This is a genomic window from Microcoleus sp. FACHB-SPT15 (assembly GCF_014849525.1).
Taxonomy (GTDB): Bacteria; Cyanobacteriota; Cyanobacteriia; order Cyanobacteriales; family Coleofasciculaceae; genus Symplocastrum; species Symplocastrum torsivum.
Genome location: NZ_JACJNU010000070.1, coordinates 173,885 through 188,551, shown reverse-complemented (window position 1 = coordinate 188,551; position 14,667 = coordinate 173,885). Strand labels below are relative to the sequence as shown.

The following is a 14,667-nucleotide window of genomic DNA, read 5'->3' as shown; positions in this document are numbered from 1 at the left end:
TGTGCGATCGCTACTCCTTTTTAGGAAAAATAAGAGCCTATTTTTCCTTACGAACACCCTTAAACGGCTTATCGCTGGCATCCATGAACCGTCCAGTTCTGGTATCCGGCTTGATAGGCTGCCCAGTTTTATGGTTTTCAAGCTGACTACGGTTCCGCACTTGCCCAACACGATAGCCCTTATTAGTTCTTTTAGCTACGCAAAATGGTAAGTGAATCACGAAGCGATCGCCTTATCAACGGAAGGTACTGAGCGTAGATAACAGAAAATCCATAAATAGAGGACTAGCGTAGGCAGGTTTTGTTTGTGTAACTCAGGGATTAATCAAGGTTCACATACGATACAAAATATCAACATTATTTCGGAAATAAAGCAGTAGACTGCTTGCATATGTTGCAAAGCTTCCAGAGATAGGTACTACAGCAACCTAGTGCAGCCCCCTCTTCTCAACTGAGTTCTCGTGAAGTTATGACATCTCAACCCAACCGATCGCTCAGAATTGAACTCACCGTGAAAGCGTCGCAACCACAGTTGCTTGAAGGGTTGGATGTTTGGTTGCGTTTAGGTTTACTTAGTGATGCTCAAGTAAGGCAGTTATGCCGCAAGTATTTAAGTTCTCCTCTGCCGGAACCCGTTACGACTCCTGCGCCAGTGCCTCAATTGGCTGCATCAGACACGAATGAAGTAGATACACCCACTGTTAAAACACCCACGGATTCATATCTTTCCCGGATGTGGCACTCTCTGAAGGACGAATTGAGTGTCCGGTGGCTACTTTTCTTGGGTGTTTTTCTCGTAGTGGTGTCTTCTGGGGTACTGGCGGCTACTCAATGGAAGAATTTCCCGGCGGCAGGACAGTATGGCGTGTTGTGGGCATACACCGTAATCTTCTGGTTTGGAAGCTTTTGGGCAGGTAGGCAAGATTTACAGTTGACGGCTCAAACCTTGCGACTGGTTACACTGCTACTGATACCCGTGAACTTCTGGGCGATGGATAGCTTCGGCTTGTGGCGTAATCCTTGGGAATGGATTGTCATTGCGATCGCATCTCTTACCCTTACGACAATTACACTACTCAACCAAGACATTAAGGAAAATGCTTCGCGTTTCGCTCCTAATGCCTTCCTGATTTTATGGCTGAGTTACCTGCATTGGGGCTGGCAGTGGTCGGGATTTCCCTTGGTGGCAGTCTATTTGGGGATGGTGGGAACTGCAATTCTTCTACCCAAACGTTATGCACTTCCTCAAGCTGAGGAATTGATAACAGCTGATAGTCAGGGGCGCGGTATAATGGCCGACTCCGACACTCGCACAGCAACGCGAAGCTCAGTTTCAAGCGAACTTTCACACTCTTCCCCGTTAAATTCAGATCCCCTCCAGCCCCCATTAAAAAGGGGGGAGAATTTAGTTAAAATCTCCCGTGTTAACTCTGATTTAGGGGCATCTCGGAGCGAGAAAACGCTCCCTAGTACTCCTATCGGCAGTTTGATTGTTATCTATGCCCTAGCTGTACTGCTAGGACGTGCAATTTTTGTCATTCAGTTACCAGTCGCCCAATTGGGCTTAGCGATTGGTATGTGTGGTTGGCTATTAGCGCGATTGGGGCAATTGGAGACAACGCCAGAGTCAGCTTCCTTTCAGTCCAAAATCTGGGAAGGTATTGGTGGGAGTTTATTACTCATTGGTTGGTTAGTTTCGGTAAGAGAAGCATTTCCCTGGCAAGCAACGGCTGTGAGTGGATTAGCTTTGTGGTTTTTGGCGAATCGCTTGCAGCGGTTTTGGGAACGCGGTGAACTCATTGCGATTTTCGCGGTTGGCTTACAGGCACATTGGTTAGTTTGGCGCTTGGTACCGCCAGAGTTGCAACAAGAAATAGTTACGTTTTTCACCCAACTGACGAATTCTCAAACTGTCCCCGATGCTTTGCTAGGTTTGGCGCTATTTCCCTATTTGGTTGCAATGGTGGCGCTAACGGATTGGATTTATCGCGCCGAAAAACGGGAAGTAGCGAGTTTTGGAGAACAGCTAACCTTCGTTTTTGGGTTATTGCTGACGTTAGTGAGTCTGCTCAATCCTACAGTGCGATCGCTTAATCTCTTCTTATCCACTATTACCTTAGCGACAGTTACCGTTCGTTGGTCTCCTACTCGCACAGAATTAGTCTACCTAACTCATGTAACGGGATTGCTCAGCATCGCTTCTACGATTGACTGGCTATTCCCCAATTTGAGCCAAACAGTATGGGCAAGCCTCTTACTCATCGCTATGGTAATTGAGTGGAGCTACAGCGTTTTTTCCCATTCCCCAATTTGGCAGCGCAGTGCATGGCATCTGGGTTTTGTGCTGTCTGGGTTGAGCTATACGTTGCTGCTGAATGATACTTATCCGTCTGGAGTTTTTGCTACACCTGTCAATCAGGAAGCAGGGCTTTTGTGGCTGTTGACACCCCTGTGTCTCACTGGGGTTGCCAGTCGTGTCGATGAACCGAGAAGAAGACAAGCGTCGTGGCTGAGTGTTGCCGCATTGGTTGTAGCGCAAGCCCTAACGCTATGGATACCGGGAGTAAGGCTAATTAATTTGAGTTTTGCCACGGGGCTAATGTTAGTCAATACGCGCTATTTACGCCAAACGCTAGCGGCAAGAATCACGATTGGCTTTGCACTGAGTTTTATCGGAGTCTTGCTTTGGGAGAGCGTTCCAGGCTTGCCACGGCTAACGGTTGCGGGTTGGTTTTTGGTAGGTGCGATCGCAACTCTCGTTTTGTGGCTGATACGCAACGTACTCCAGCAACGTTCCGGCACGATAGCCGCCCTGTATGCTGAGGCATCTGATAATTGGGCAGTTGGCTTGTGCTGCTGTGAGTTGTTGATGCTAACAGTTCATAGCATTGGCAGTTATTTAGCGTTGTTTCCCTCTAGCTGGGAGTACCTCGCTGCCTCTACCCTAACTGGAGTCGCCATTTTCTGCCGTTACTGGCAACAACCTAGCAATACTGTTGTCTATAGCCTCAGTTGGGCAGTTGAAATTGTTCTTGCCCAAGCAATTCTGCTAAGTGGAGGTGCGACGTTAGAACTGGCAACTGCCAATATTATCCTAGGACTCGTCACACTGATTGCAAGTGATTGGTGGCTTGTCCAGGAACGTCAACCTGTGCCTTTACGGAGTATTGAGATATTGCCGTTGCTGTATGCGCTTCTAGGGATTGGGTTGCGTTGGGGTTATTTTACCAGTTGGACAGGCTTGCTAATTCTCGGTGCTGCCCTAACGGGAATTGGTGTCGGGAGACGGCGGGAGGAGTGGAAGCTACTGACGTATTTCTCCCTGGCGGGTATCTCGTTGGCTTGGTATGAACTGGTGATTTACCAGATGCTACAGACACAAGGGGGCAGTTTAGTCGATGCGTTGACAATTTTAGCCGGAGTCGCAACTGCGATCGCATTAGCTTATCGCTTATTGGCTTGGGTTTGGCACTCGCGCAGTGAGCGTCTTTGGCGCTTGAGTGTGGCAGAACTCAAAAGCACAGCGCACATCCATTGGGCAATTGCAAGCTTACTACTAGTGTTTGCCGTAATCACTGCTGTATCTGTGGCAACTGTACCAAGTTTAGCAGGAACAACAATTGTTCTCAGCCTGGTTCTTGGTGGGTATGCCTTAGTACAGGGACGCCGAAATCCTGATGTTAAGGCAGCTCAAGAATGGGTATATGTTGGCGTGATTGAAATCGTAGCAACAGGTGCCTCTGTGCGCTTGCTTTGGACTGAACTCAGTGTGCTGGATGCCTGGTTCGCCCTGATTGCTTGTGGTTTAGCGTATGCAATGTACGAACTACCTTGGCATAAATGGGGATGGCATCAGACTCCTTGGAAACACTCTGCGATACTCCTCCCACTGCTTACTGCCTGCTTGACAACTGAGGCGATTTCTGCTGCAAGTTTACTCCTAGTGGCTGGATTCTATGCCTGGATTGCAAAACGCAGCTCGAATATTCGCTTGACGTATATTAGTGTACTGCTGATTGATTGGGCGATCGCACGTTGGTTTGAGCGGTTACAATTAACTGACCCTTTGTGGTATGCAACAGTTTTAGGCTTATCCCTACTCTATGTTGCTCAATTTGATCCAGACTTGAAGCGAAAAGAGCAAAGGCAACTGCGTCACTATCTTCGCATCCTTGGAAGCGGTGCAATTTGCCTAGTCGCCTTACTCTTTCATCAAGAAACAGGAATTATCCCTGGAATCATCAGCATAATCACAATTTTTGCGGGATTAACCTTACGAGTACGAGCGTTTCTCTTTGTTGGCACTGCGACGTTTCTACTAACAGCGTTTTATCAGCTAATCGTTCTCATCTCCCGCTATCCATTCATCAAGTGGGTAGTGGGTTTAATTGTTGGCATCATTTTCATTGGTATGGCAGCTAACTTTGAAACCCGTCGCAACCAAATCGCTTCTGTGTTACACACCAGCCGCAGTGAGTTAGGCGCTTGGGAGTGAAGGGAATTGGGTTGCCAATCAAAAAATTAGGGAGCGCTAAACTACCAAACTTTTCCCTTTTCCCTTCTGCCTTCTGCCTTCGTCCGTTCATGAGCTTTTGTTGCAGTGTCATCCTTCTAACAACCGTTGCACCGAAACCACAACGTCTTGAAATGCCAGGGGACGAATTTCTCCAGCCGTGAGGGTCGATTCTGAGGCGTAGTTCCCATCAACAGGGTCACGGAACACATTGAGTTGTCGAGTCTTTAGATTCATAACCCAATATTCAGGAATAAAGGCTGTGGCGTAAGCCTTGCGCTTAATATCCAGGTCTTTAGCGAGGCTGGTGTTAGAGAACTCAATCAGCCAGAAAACATTTTCTGGGTAGGGATGGTGTTGCAGATATTCCCGACCTAGTGGTTGAACGATCGCAATATCCGGTTCGGGTTCTGAGGCACTATTGGGTATCGTTATGGGAGCAGCTTCGCGGATTTTAACGCGAGTTCCTAACAACTCTTTCAAATAGTCTTTTGCTTCTGTGCGGTAATAAGCATGGGGTTCTCCCTCTGGAGGCATTTCGATAATTTCTCCGTTCAATAGCTCGACGTGACGACTTTCTAAAAGACCGACTTCAATCATGCAGTGATAGTCGTCTAGTGCCCATTTGGCAGTTGTTATGGTCATCACAATGTCCTCCTGACCTTTCGGGGCTTCTTTAATTCTGGCACTTCTATCAACGTCGCTAATATTTGTCAGTTTAGAGTTCCCCACGAAAGGCACGACTCTTATCAATCTAAATATTTGCTCTGCACTCAGTTGTTGCTGTTCAAGGATGCATTTGTACTACTTAAGCCTTCACATTGTGCCAGTTGCGTAAGTCCTGATCCTATTTTTGCAGAAATAATTTATTGTGGGGTGGGCATCCTGCCCGCCCTTTAGCTTTGAGAGGCTTTCCGGCCTGTCCCACAAGAAAATGTCTTTGCACGATTGGGATGCTCCCAAAATGCTGAGTTTGCAAGCTATATCGTACAACTGTGAAAAAAATTCTTCTCATTGTCCATCAACAAACCTCTGACCCTGGACTTGTTGGGCAAATTCTCATCAAGAACGGTTATGAGCTTGATATCCGTTGTCCGGCTATAGAACAAGAACTTCCAGCCACAATGCATAATCACGAAGCTGTGGTAATCTTCGGAGGGCCAATGAGTGCTAATGATAGCGAAACGCTGCCCTTTATCCGCACTGAACTGGATTGGATACCAATCGCTCTTGACTCAGGTAAGCCGTTTTTTGGAATTTGCCTAGGGGCACAATTACTAGCACGGGTACTTGGAGCATCTGTATCACCGCATCCTAAAGAAATGACAGAAATTGGCTATTTTCCAATCCTGCCAGCTGACACAAGTGTTAATTATTTTGATGTTCCTCGCTATGTTTATCATTGGCATGGTGAGGGGTTTGAATTGCCTAGTGGCGCACAACTATTAGCTAAGGGTGAGGTTTTTGAATCCCAAGCCTATCGCTATGGAGAAACGGCATATGGCGTACAGTTTCATCCTGAAATAACTAAGGAAATGATCGACAAATGGACGACACTCGGCGCTCATATGTTGACACTACCAGGGGTACAGTCTCGTGAAGAACAGATGCAGAAATACTCTCTGTATGGGGGTGAATCTGAATCTTGGCTTGAAGGCTTTCTCTGCTACTGGCTTAATACGGCAAAAGTTAAAGAACTGCATTAGGCAACCCTAAGATTTGCGATTTCCTGGATGACGGCAACTGCACTAGCGATCCCATCTTCCTCACGGATTTTTGCCCTCAAGGCTGCTGCACGCTGACGCATCATTTGATCGGTTACAGCCGTTTGAATCGCTTGTGCAAGACGTTGTGCCGTTAGTTGTTTACGTGGAATTGGCTCTGTCCCAACCCCTAATTTTGCTACCCGTTGCCCCCAAAAGCCCTGATCTCCAAAGAACGGAATAATAACCGTAGGAACTCCTGCCCTGAGTCCCGCCGCTGTAGTGCCCGCACCACCATGATGGACAACAGCCGCGACACGAGGGAAGAGCCATGAATGAGGAATGGAGTCTATCAGATAAGCGCTATCTGGCAGGTTTTCTTTACGCATTCCACTCCAGCCAGAGAGCATGATAGCTCGTTGCCCGGTTTTGGCGAGGGCTTGCAAAACTAAATCGGCGGTTTCTTCTGGGTTGCGGTTGCCCATACTGCCAAACCCGATATATACAGGAGGTGAACCTGCTTGCAAAAAGTCCACAAGATCTGAGGGTGGAGTCCAATCGGGTGCGGCATCTAAGAACCAGTAGCCCGTGACATGGGTATTGTGCCAATCCGATGGCTTGGAAATCACAGAAGGGCTAAAACCGTAGAGCGTTGGATAGCGATGAAGATGGGGAGACTTGCGGGGACTGAAAAATGAAGATACAGGTAAGTTAAGAACTTGCTTGCGGGCTGCTGTATCACCTGCACGAGAGCCTTGCCAGATGATTTGTCTTAACAATTGATGGGATAGCCAATTCACAGTTCCTCCATATCGGTTTAAGGACTGAGGAAATAGAACACCAGGGAAGGTTTTGGTCGGGGTAAAGGGAAAAACATGGGCTTGCAGCAGTGGAAGTTCCAACTTCTCAGCGAATGCAAGGCTAAGGTAAAGCCCTCCAACACCCGCTAGCAGTAAATCCATCCCTCGACAAGCCTCTAGACCTGCTTGTGCCCAACGGATTGCGACTCGTTCGGTTTCTTTTGCCGTCCGTAAGGTCATTGTCAGAAAATTCCCCTTCTCAGTAAGCTCACGCATTTCTGGAGTTTCAATGAGTTCTTGCACATTACCTTGCATGGGATAGAACTCTAGTCCGTGGGAACTGACCAATTTGTCAAAGTTCTCATGGGTCAATAAACGTACATCATGACCCGCTGCTTTTAATCCCTTCCCCAAAGCAATGTAAGGTTGAACGTCTCCCTGGCTACCCAAAGCAATGATCGCAATACGCATCACGGGTACTCCTGTTCTCTAGAATTAGAGCTTGTTGATTGAAAAAGATGACATTAATGTCATTTTGACGATAACGTCATTTTGATAGGAGTGTCAATGGCGGGGTATGTTAGATTTGGTGCTATTTCAGAGCTACCCTATGAAGCCATCTCGTCGAGCATCCATCGGTTTGGAAAAACGGGAACGGACACGATCAAGTTTGATTGAGTCCGCCTATCGGGTATTCGCTCGAAAAGAAACGGATGCCGTAACGATTGACGACATCATTGCTGAAGCTGGTGTTGCTAGGGGAACGTTCTACAACTATTTCCAGACGAGGGAGGATGTGCTAAAAGCGGTTGCAGCATCCTTGAGTGATGAAATGAATCAAAAGATTTGGGCGCAGTCTGTTGATATTGCTGACCCGGCTGAACGAATGGCGATCGCCCTGCGCCAATTTCTGCATCAAGCGATGCGAGATGCCACCTGGGGATGGGTAATTGTCCGCATTGGATTAGTGGCAGCCCCTTTAAGTGAAACGATTGAAAGGGGGGTGATGACGGATCTGGAGGCGGGGATACGGCTAAAGCGTTTTCAGGTTGACAGTGTACAGGCAGCGATCGATCTGATTTTAGGAACGGGACTGATGGCAATGCGTAGCATTTTGGAAGGGCATACAGAACCCAATTACCCTGAACAGATCACGAAGATGATTCTTAAAACGCTGGGGGTCACCAATGCCGAAGCTCATGCGATCGCATTCAAAGTCCTAGAGCCTCTGTCAGAGGAGCGTATTTCGTGAATATTGAGTAAGCAAGGGTAGTGCTCTTTTGTAAGGGATAGAGAAAAAGTAAGTATTATTTCGCAGTTTTGGATAAAACTGAGGTAAGCTGTGACGCATCTAAATTGCATACCTTGATGATGAGGTAAAAACTCTTATTCCTTCTGCCTTGCCTCAACGACAAATTCAACGACAAATATTAATACTGACTTATCTCTAAAAAGGAATTATGCCTCACCCGACTGAACTGTTGCGATCGCGCTACGGTGACAACTTTTTTGTTCCAGACATTGAGTGGAATGACTCTCTGACAACACTACTGTCCCATCGCTCAATTCGTGCTTATTTACCTAACCCTCTGCCTGAAGGAACGCTAGAACTTCTCGTTGCGGCGGCTCAATCTGCTGCTACTTCGTCTAATCTTCAAACGTGGAGTGTAGTGGCAGTCGAGAACCAAGAGCGCAAAGAACGCTTATCCCAGCTAGCAGGAAAGCAAGCGCATGTTCGGCAGTGTCCTTTATTTCTAGTTTGGTTAGCTGATTTGGCTCGTCTTGCTTATGTTGCCGAAAGTCGGGGACTATCGCATGAGGGCTTGGACTACTTAGAGATGTTTGTCATGGCAACTGTTGATGCAGCGTTGGCGGCGCAAAATGCTGCCGTTGCCGCAGAGTCGCTTGGCTTAGGAATTGTCTACATTGGTGGGATGCGTAACCACCCAGAGGACGTTGCCGCAACAATTGCTTTACCGCCTCATGTCTTCGCGGTGTTTGGGATGTGCGTCGGCTATCCTGATCCCGATGTGGCAGCAGCCGTGAAGCCTCGTTTGCCACAGTCAGCCGTATTACATCGCGAAAGCTATAAGCTAAGTGAGCAGGATGAGGCGATCGCTCATTACAACGAAGTGATCAAAGCCTTCTATACTGAGCAACAGATGAATGTTACAGGTGACTGGGCAGAACACTCATCCAAACGGGTTGCCACTCCTAGCTCGTTGACAGGACGCGATCACTTACGTGAGGCACTGAATAATCTTGGCTTTAAATTACGTTAATTCAAGTCTTTCTACACTTATCTGCTATTTTTATATCTAGTTGCTAAACCTATAAGACAAGTTTCATTTGTCTAGCTGCTCTCTTCCTTTAGAAATAGCTTCACTTCAAAGCGTAGGATACGACCCAATTTTTATATAGTCGCTTAGCATTTTCACTAACAGCAACTAATGATTAATTCTTCCTCAAGATAGATAATTCAAACCCTCCGTCTCAAGAAGGAAGGTTAAGTAAGGAGACCTTGATAAATTGCAGTTAATGTAATTTAAGGTTGATAAATCTTTATGTCAGAAGTCGAAAAAACTATTCTCAACGCCAAAGACAAACTTCCTGAGGTGACTCCTACTCCCTCAGCTCAGGAAACCCCTATTTCAAGTGCTCAGGCTCTCAAATCTCGTCTCGAATGGGGTGAACCTGCTTTTACAGTAGTGGATGTACGCGAGCGCACTGCTTTTAACGCATCCCGGATCTTGGGTGCAATCACAATGCCACTTGACGATTTACCCAATAGAGTGACTTCCAGCTTAGAGCCTCAGCGCGAAATATATGTTTACGGTGACACTGACGAACAAACAGCACAAGCGGCTAGTAAGCTTCGTGAGGCTGGATTTACAGCAATTTCCGAACTAAGAGGCGGATTGGCTGGTTGGAAAGCAGTTGGTGGCCCAACAGAAGGCACTGCTGAAACAGGATACGATAGCAGTAGTGCTGAATACAATGTGAAGGCTCGACTGGATAAGCACGCCGAAGTGTCTTCCAAGAATGTTTAAGAGGCCAGAATAAACTTAAAAACTTGTAGTTTGAATAGGTGTTCTATTGAAGCACCAACATCATTAGGGCAATCCTCCTAGGGTTGCCCTAATGATGTTGTGGATATGCATTCCCACAGTTGCGGTAGAGTTTCTACTATATGATTCTTGTTTTAACGACACAAAGACCCGATGAAAGCTGTTCTGATGACGGAAGCTGGCGAACCGGAAGTTTTACAAATTCAGGATGTCCCAGACCTCAAAATTCAAAATGATACTGAACTCTTAGTACGTCTTCACGCTGCTGGGATTAACCCTATTGACACGAAACTACGTCAAAGAGGCACCTTTTATCCTGAGCAAATGCCAGCTATCTTAGGCTGTGATGGTGCGGGTGTTGTAGAAGCAGTTGGTTCCGGTGTCCAGCACTTTCAAGTTGGCGATGAAGTGTATTTCTGTGCTGGTGGGATTGGCGTATCTGGTACTGGAAATTATGCAGAGTTTGCCGTGGTTGAGGAGCGAATGGTTGCCCACAAACCAACTTCGCTTTCCTTTACTGAAGCGGCGGCAGCGCCCTTAGTACTCATTACCGCTTGGGAAGCTCTCTACGACAGAGGAAGGCTGGAATCTGGGCAACGAGTCCTAATTCATGCTGGGGCTGGAGGTGTTGGTCACGTTGCGATTCAACTGGCAAAACTCAAAGGCGCTGAAGTTTGCACAACGGTCAGTTCTCAGGAGAAAGTAAGATTTGTTCGTCAGTTGGGTGCTGACCATCCAATTCTTTACACGCAAACTGACTTTGTAAAAGCTAGCTTGGACTGGGCTGGAGGAGAGGGAGTAGACCTTGCCTTTGATACTGTTGGCGGGAAAACCTTCTACGATACATTCCCAGCCGTGCGGGTATATGGGGATGTGGTGACCATTCTTGAGCCTGACGCTACTCATACTAATTGGAAAATAGCGCGATCGCGTAATCTCCGAATCAGCCTGGAATTAATGCTTACTCCCATGTTTCAAGGACTTGTTGCCGCCCAACAACATCAAGCCAACATTCTCAAGCAATGTGCAGGCTGGATTGATGAAGGAAAGCTCAAAATTCACCTCAGCCAAACTTTCCCGCTAAAAGATGCAGCAGCGGCTCATAAAGCCTTAGAATCTGGCTCAATCACTGGCAAAATTGCTCTGCTCATCGAATAGTTCTGTTGCTCAGACAGGAAAGTTAGTTTCAAACGCAGCAAATCTACTTGTCGGGTGCGTTATTTAACGCACCCGACTACATCTAGCCTTTGATGGATAATTTTGCGTAAGTCCTACTGTTCTATGCTTTTGTCCCCTAACGAGTAACTCTAACAGGCGTTAGGAGAAAAGCTCTGGTTTGACCATCTTTTTGTCCACTGCCCACAATCTGCCCTCGATTATTAATCGCATGAGCCACATTAAGTTCCCATCCAGAATTTGCAGCCAATAGGTTATTGAGGTCTACCATTCTGCCATTTCTCGATACGAAAGCGTGCAGAGGAACCTCATTAGAGTAGTTATTGACGGTGAATGAATAACCGACTATTGTTGCACGATTATTGATGTCAGTTGCCTTAGTCGCGTTACCATCAAAAGTTCCTAAATCAGTTATCTGATTATTTTGCCAGGAGACAGCGTGTTTAATCCCACTGCTGGTTTCTGACCAACCGACTACCGCACTCGCTTTATTAATGCCTAAGGCTTCGCTATTACTACCACCAGGAAGAGTACCCAAGTCAGTTACCGTATTGTTTTCCCACAAAACGGCGTGCAACTGATTGCCATTATTGGTAGATGCATAGCCGACTATCTGTCCTTTGTTGTTTATGTCTGAAGCTCTATCATTATTGTTGCTGGTGTTATCACCGAGAGAATTGAGGTAAGTCGTCGAGCCATTCTGCCAAATAAAGGCTGATAGACTAACATCCCAGCCAACTACCTGTCCTACGTTATTAATTGCAGTGGCATAGCCGCTCTGGTTACTTTGAAAGATGTTAGTTACGTTACCGTTTTGCCATATATAGGGAATTCGTCCACCGGTATGTGAACCGAACTGGATATTACAAACTACCTGTCCTACATTGTTAATCCCTACACCATCGTTATAAGGGATACCGCTAAACTGCTTTAAGTCAGTTAGCGTGCCGTTGCTCCACAATATGGCGTTCGTTCTAGATCCAATATTAACAGTTGAATAACCTACAGCTTGTGCTGAGTCATTTAGGTCATAGGCAACACTTTTGTCACCGCCAAGGGTACCTAGGTCAGTTACAGCGTAAGAGAAAGTCGTGGTGGCTTGAGTTGTGGTAAATTGCGTGATTCCTATAGCAATAAGCATTGCTCCCACTAATAAGGGTAAAAACTTTGTTAATAAATGCTTCAGCATTAGGTTGGTTCTGTTTGATAAAGGTGCTTGCACTCTCTAAGAGTTTTCCCCTTTCCCCTGAAAAACTGATGCTTTTAGTTAGAAAAATTCATCGAGTTGGATTATCCCTGATTTTGCTCCTGCTTTTGCTTTCTACACCAACATGGGCAGCAACCCCACCAGAACGAATGATTCTTACGTTTGAACTGCTGCAAGAACGAATTAAGTCGCCCCTTCCTAGTGAGGGGGTTTATATGATTGACCTGCGGCAACTAGTGATTGACTTGACTAATGAAAATGCTGAGTTTCGCGACCTGTTTTACCAGCAGTTGCAAACCCAAATTAATCGTTCAAAGATTCCTTTAGGTATAGATTTGAGTGAATCCTTGATTCAAGGTGAGTTTACGGCAAGTCGCTTAGGTTTGCGATCGCCTCTTTATGCACCTGCACTATCCCCGTTGTTGACACCCACTGAACAAGAACAATTACAACGTGATGATCGCTTTTTGACTGAACTCACTGAACAGGATAGCCCAATCACAATCTTTCGAGGACCCATTAAACTTGTACATACCCGCTTCACAGGTACCGTTAATTTTGCCAATACGTTCTTTCTCCATCGGCTAGAAGCACCGTTCGCTACTTTTGTTCAGGAGGGAAATTGGTCGAATACTCGCTTTGGCAGAATAGCCGATTTTACAGAGGCGACGTTTAAACAAGATGTCAACTTTTGTAGTAGTACCTTCTTTGCCAAAGCTGGATTTAATCAAGCACATTTTCGAGGCAACGCTAATTTTTTAGGTAGTACCTTTGAGGCTAAGGCAAGTTTTAGTGAAGCCGACTTTGAACAGTTAGCGAACTTCACGCGGATAAAGTGGCTTCAAGATGTGGATTTTTCCCAATCGAATTGGCACGATCGCTCACTAATGAGCAAAAGTCTGTTTGCTCACTCGTTAATTCTCACTGACGTTACGTTGGAAAAGTCCACCACTTTTCGCGAAAGCCAGTTCCAGGAACCTGTACTCTTAGGCGGTGTAAGTCTCCTTGACCAAGTGGATTTTAGCAATGCTCGGTTTGCTCTAGATGCTTACCTAAATGTTGCAGGTTTAACGTTTGACTCTAACCAAGCGAAAATTTTTGGCGATGCGGCTCAAATTGGTCGCGTTCTCTATATCCCAATGCTGCAAGGTAATGAGGATGTTCTTCGTAATTTAGTGCGGAACTTTCGAGAACAAGAGCAAATTGCTGATGCCAATCGCCTGGAATATACTACCGAACGTCTACGCCGAGAGCAACTGGCTAGTCGTCTTTTGGGAGAGAGAGGCGACGATAGGAGTCATTCCTATTGGCTAAACGATGTAGTGCATTGGGTGGGCTTAGGTTTCCTGCTGCTGTTGAGCGAGTATGGTACGAGTTTTTGGCTAGTGTTTGGGGTTGGGTGCTGTGCGATCGCTTATTTTGGTTTCCTGTTCTGGCTACTCGATCGTTGGCGGCGGCGATTTCCTCAACCAATTCTCCCGACGTACTTAGAAACGGTTTGTATGTTAGGGAGTTACGCTTCACTAACGTTTACTGGAGTGATTGCGATCTTTCGCAGTGGTGAACAACCTTGGTTAACACTTTTGTGTTTAGGAGGAATTCTTGTGCCAATTCCCTTAATGCTATTGTGGCGACTCTATCAACAAGGTCGCTATCACGACTTGATCGATGTGACTTACTTCGTTGAAGACGGAAGTTTGCGCCAGTTGCGTTTGTTGATCGGACGCTTACCTGTGGTGCCTCGGTTCCCCTTTTTTCGCGAACGTTATATGCCTATCCTTTGGGATCGTCGCTGGAACTGGCTCAATTACTATGACTTCAGCCTCAATAACTTGCTGAAATTTGGCTTCAATGATATTCGTTTGCGAGATGAACACCTTCCTGGCATCATCACTACTCTGGTTTGGTATCAATGGAGCTTAGGAATTCTTTATCTTGCCCTCCTCCTGTGGACTCTTTCTCGAACCATTCCAGGACTCAATTTATTGATTTATCTTAAGTAGTCCTACTAGGCTTTATAATCCCTCACTACATCATCCTATCGGGCGTAGTTTACCTACTTTGCAATAAGGTATAAGATTATTACTTCTTGTTCCTTGTTATTGCTTTCTCCTACTCTAGAGACACAATCATTTTCGTCTAGAAAATTTACAAAAATGACAACGGAGTTGTTAACAGGCAAACTAGCTCTCAGCCTATGA

The 14,667-nt window shown here is 46.2% G+C and carries 11 protein-coding genes; 7 read left to right on the top strand and 4 right to left on the bottom strand.

What is annotated here, in order from left to right; genetic code table 11:
* Positions 1–37 precede the first annotated feature (37 nt).
* A complete protein-coding gene (locus H6F98_RS31080) occupies positions 38–220 on the bottom strand; it encodes a hypothetical protein (RefSeq protein WP_199349126.1) in 183 nt (60 codons plus the stop codon).
* A 248-nt stretch (positions 221–468) separates the two neighbouring features.
* Between H6F98_RS31080 and H6F98_RS31075 the strand changes: the two genes are divergently transcribed.
* Positions 469–4,494 carry a DUF2157 domain-containing protein gene (locus tag H6F98_RS31075; RefSeq protein WP_192222597.1) on the top strand — a complete coding sequence of 1,342 codons (4,026 nt, stop codon included), beginning with the start codon at positions 469–471 and terminating at the stop codon, positions 4,492–4,494.
* Between the two features lie 108 nt (positions 4,495–4,602).
* Here H6F98_RS31075 and H6F98_RS31070 read toward each other — a convergent pair whose 3' ends face one another.
* Positions 4,603–5,157: a Uma2 family endonuclease gene (locus tag H6F98_RS31070; protein ID WP_192222596.1), complete on the bottom strand. Its 555-nt coding sequence runs from the start codon at positions 5,155–5,157 to the stop codon at positions 4,603–4,605.
* Between the two features lie 350 nt (positions 5,158–5,507).
* Between H6F98_RS31070 and H6F98_RS31065 the strand changes: the two genes are divergently transcribed.
* A complete protein-coding gene (locus tag H6F98_RS31065; protein WP_192222595.1) occupies positions 5,508–6,218 on the top strand; it encodes a glutamine amidotransferase-related protein in 711 nt (236 codons plus the stop codon).
* Here the strand turns inward: H6F98_RS31065 and H6F98_RS31060 are convergent.
* Positions 6,215–7,486 carry a glycosyltransferase gene (locus H6F98_RS31060; RefSeq protein ID WP_192222594.1) on the bottom strand — a complete coding sequence of 424 codons (1,272 nt, stop codon included), beginning with the start codon at positions 7,484–7,486 and terminating at the stop codon, positions 6,215–6,217. The two genes, H6F98_RS31065 and H6F98_RS31060, sit on opposite strands and share 4 nt — an antisense overlap.
* 139 nt (positions 7,487–7,625) lie before the next feature.
* Here H6F98_RS31060 and H6F98_RS31055 point away from each other — a divergent pair, with 139 nt between their 5' ends.
* The 4 genes from H6F98_RS31055 to H6F98_RS31040 all read left to right on the top strand — a co-directional run bounded on the left by H6F98_RS31055 (position 7,626) and on the right by H6F98_RS31040 (position 11,241).
* Positions 7,626–8,267 (top strand): TetR/AcrR family transcriptional regulator, encoded by a 642-nt coding sequence (locus H6F98_RS31055; RefSeq protein WP_192222593.1) that lies wholly within the window; start codon positions 7,626–7,628, stop codon positions 8,265–8,267.
* A 208-nt stretch (positions 8,268–8,475) separates the two neighbouring features.
* A complete protein-coding gene (locus tag H6F98_RS31050; protein WP_192222592.1) occupies positions 8,476–9,297 on the top strand; it encodes an NADPH-dependent oxidoreductase in 822 nt (273 codons plus the stop codon).
* 282 nt (positions 9,298–9,579) lie between these two features.
* Positions 9,580–10,065, top strand: a complete 486-nt coding sequence (locus H6F98_RS31045) for a rhodanese-like domain-containing protein (protein ID WP_192222591.1) — start codon at positions 9,580–9,582, stop codon at positions 10,063–10,065.
* Between the two features lie 171 nt (positions 10,066–10,236).
* Positions 10,237–11,241, top strand: a complete 1,005-nt coding sequence (locus H6F98_RS31040) for a zinc-dependent alcohol dehydrogenase family protein (protein ID WP_192222590.1) — start codon at positions 10,237–10,239, stop codon at positions 11,239–11,241.
* Positions 11,242–11,377: 136 nt separating this feature from the next.
* Here the strand turns inward: H6F98_RS31040 and H6F98_RS31035 are convergent, their stop codons facing one another.
* Positions 11,378–12,400 carry a hypothetical protein gene (locus H6F98_RS31035; protein ID WP_206759696.1) on the bottom strand — a complete coding sequence of 341 codons (1,023 nt, stop codon included), beginning with the start codon at positions 12,398–12,400 and terminating at the stop codon, positions 11,378–11,380.
* Between the two features lie 116 nt (positions 12,401–12,516).
* Here H6F98_RS31035 and H6F98_RS31030 point away from each other — a divergent pair, with 116 nt between their 5' ends.
* Positions 12,517–14,469, top strand: coding sequence for a pentapeptide repeat-containing protein (locus H6F98_RS31030; RefSeq protein WP_192222588.1), 1,953 nt, complete (start codon positions 12,517–12,519; stop codon positions 14,467–14,469).
* Positions 14,470–14,667 lie beyond the last annotated feature (198 nt).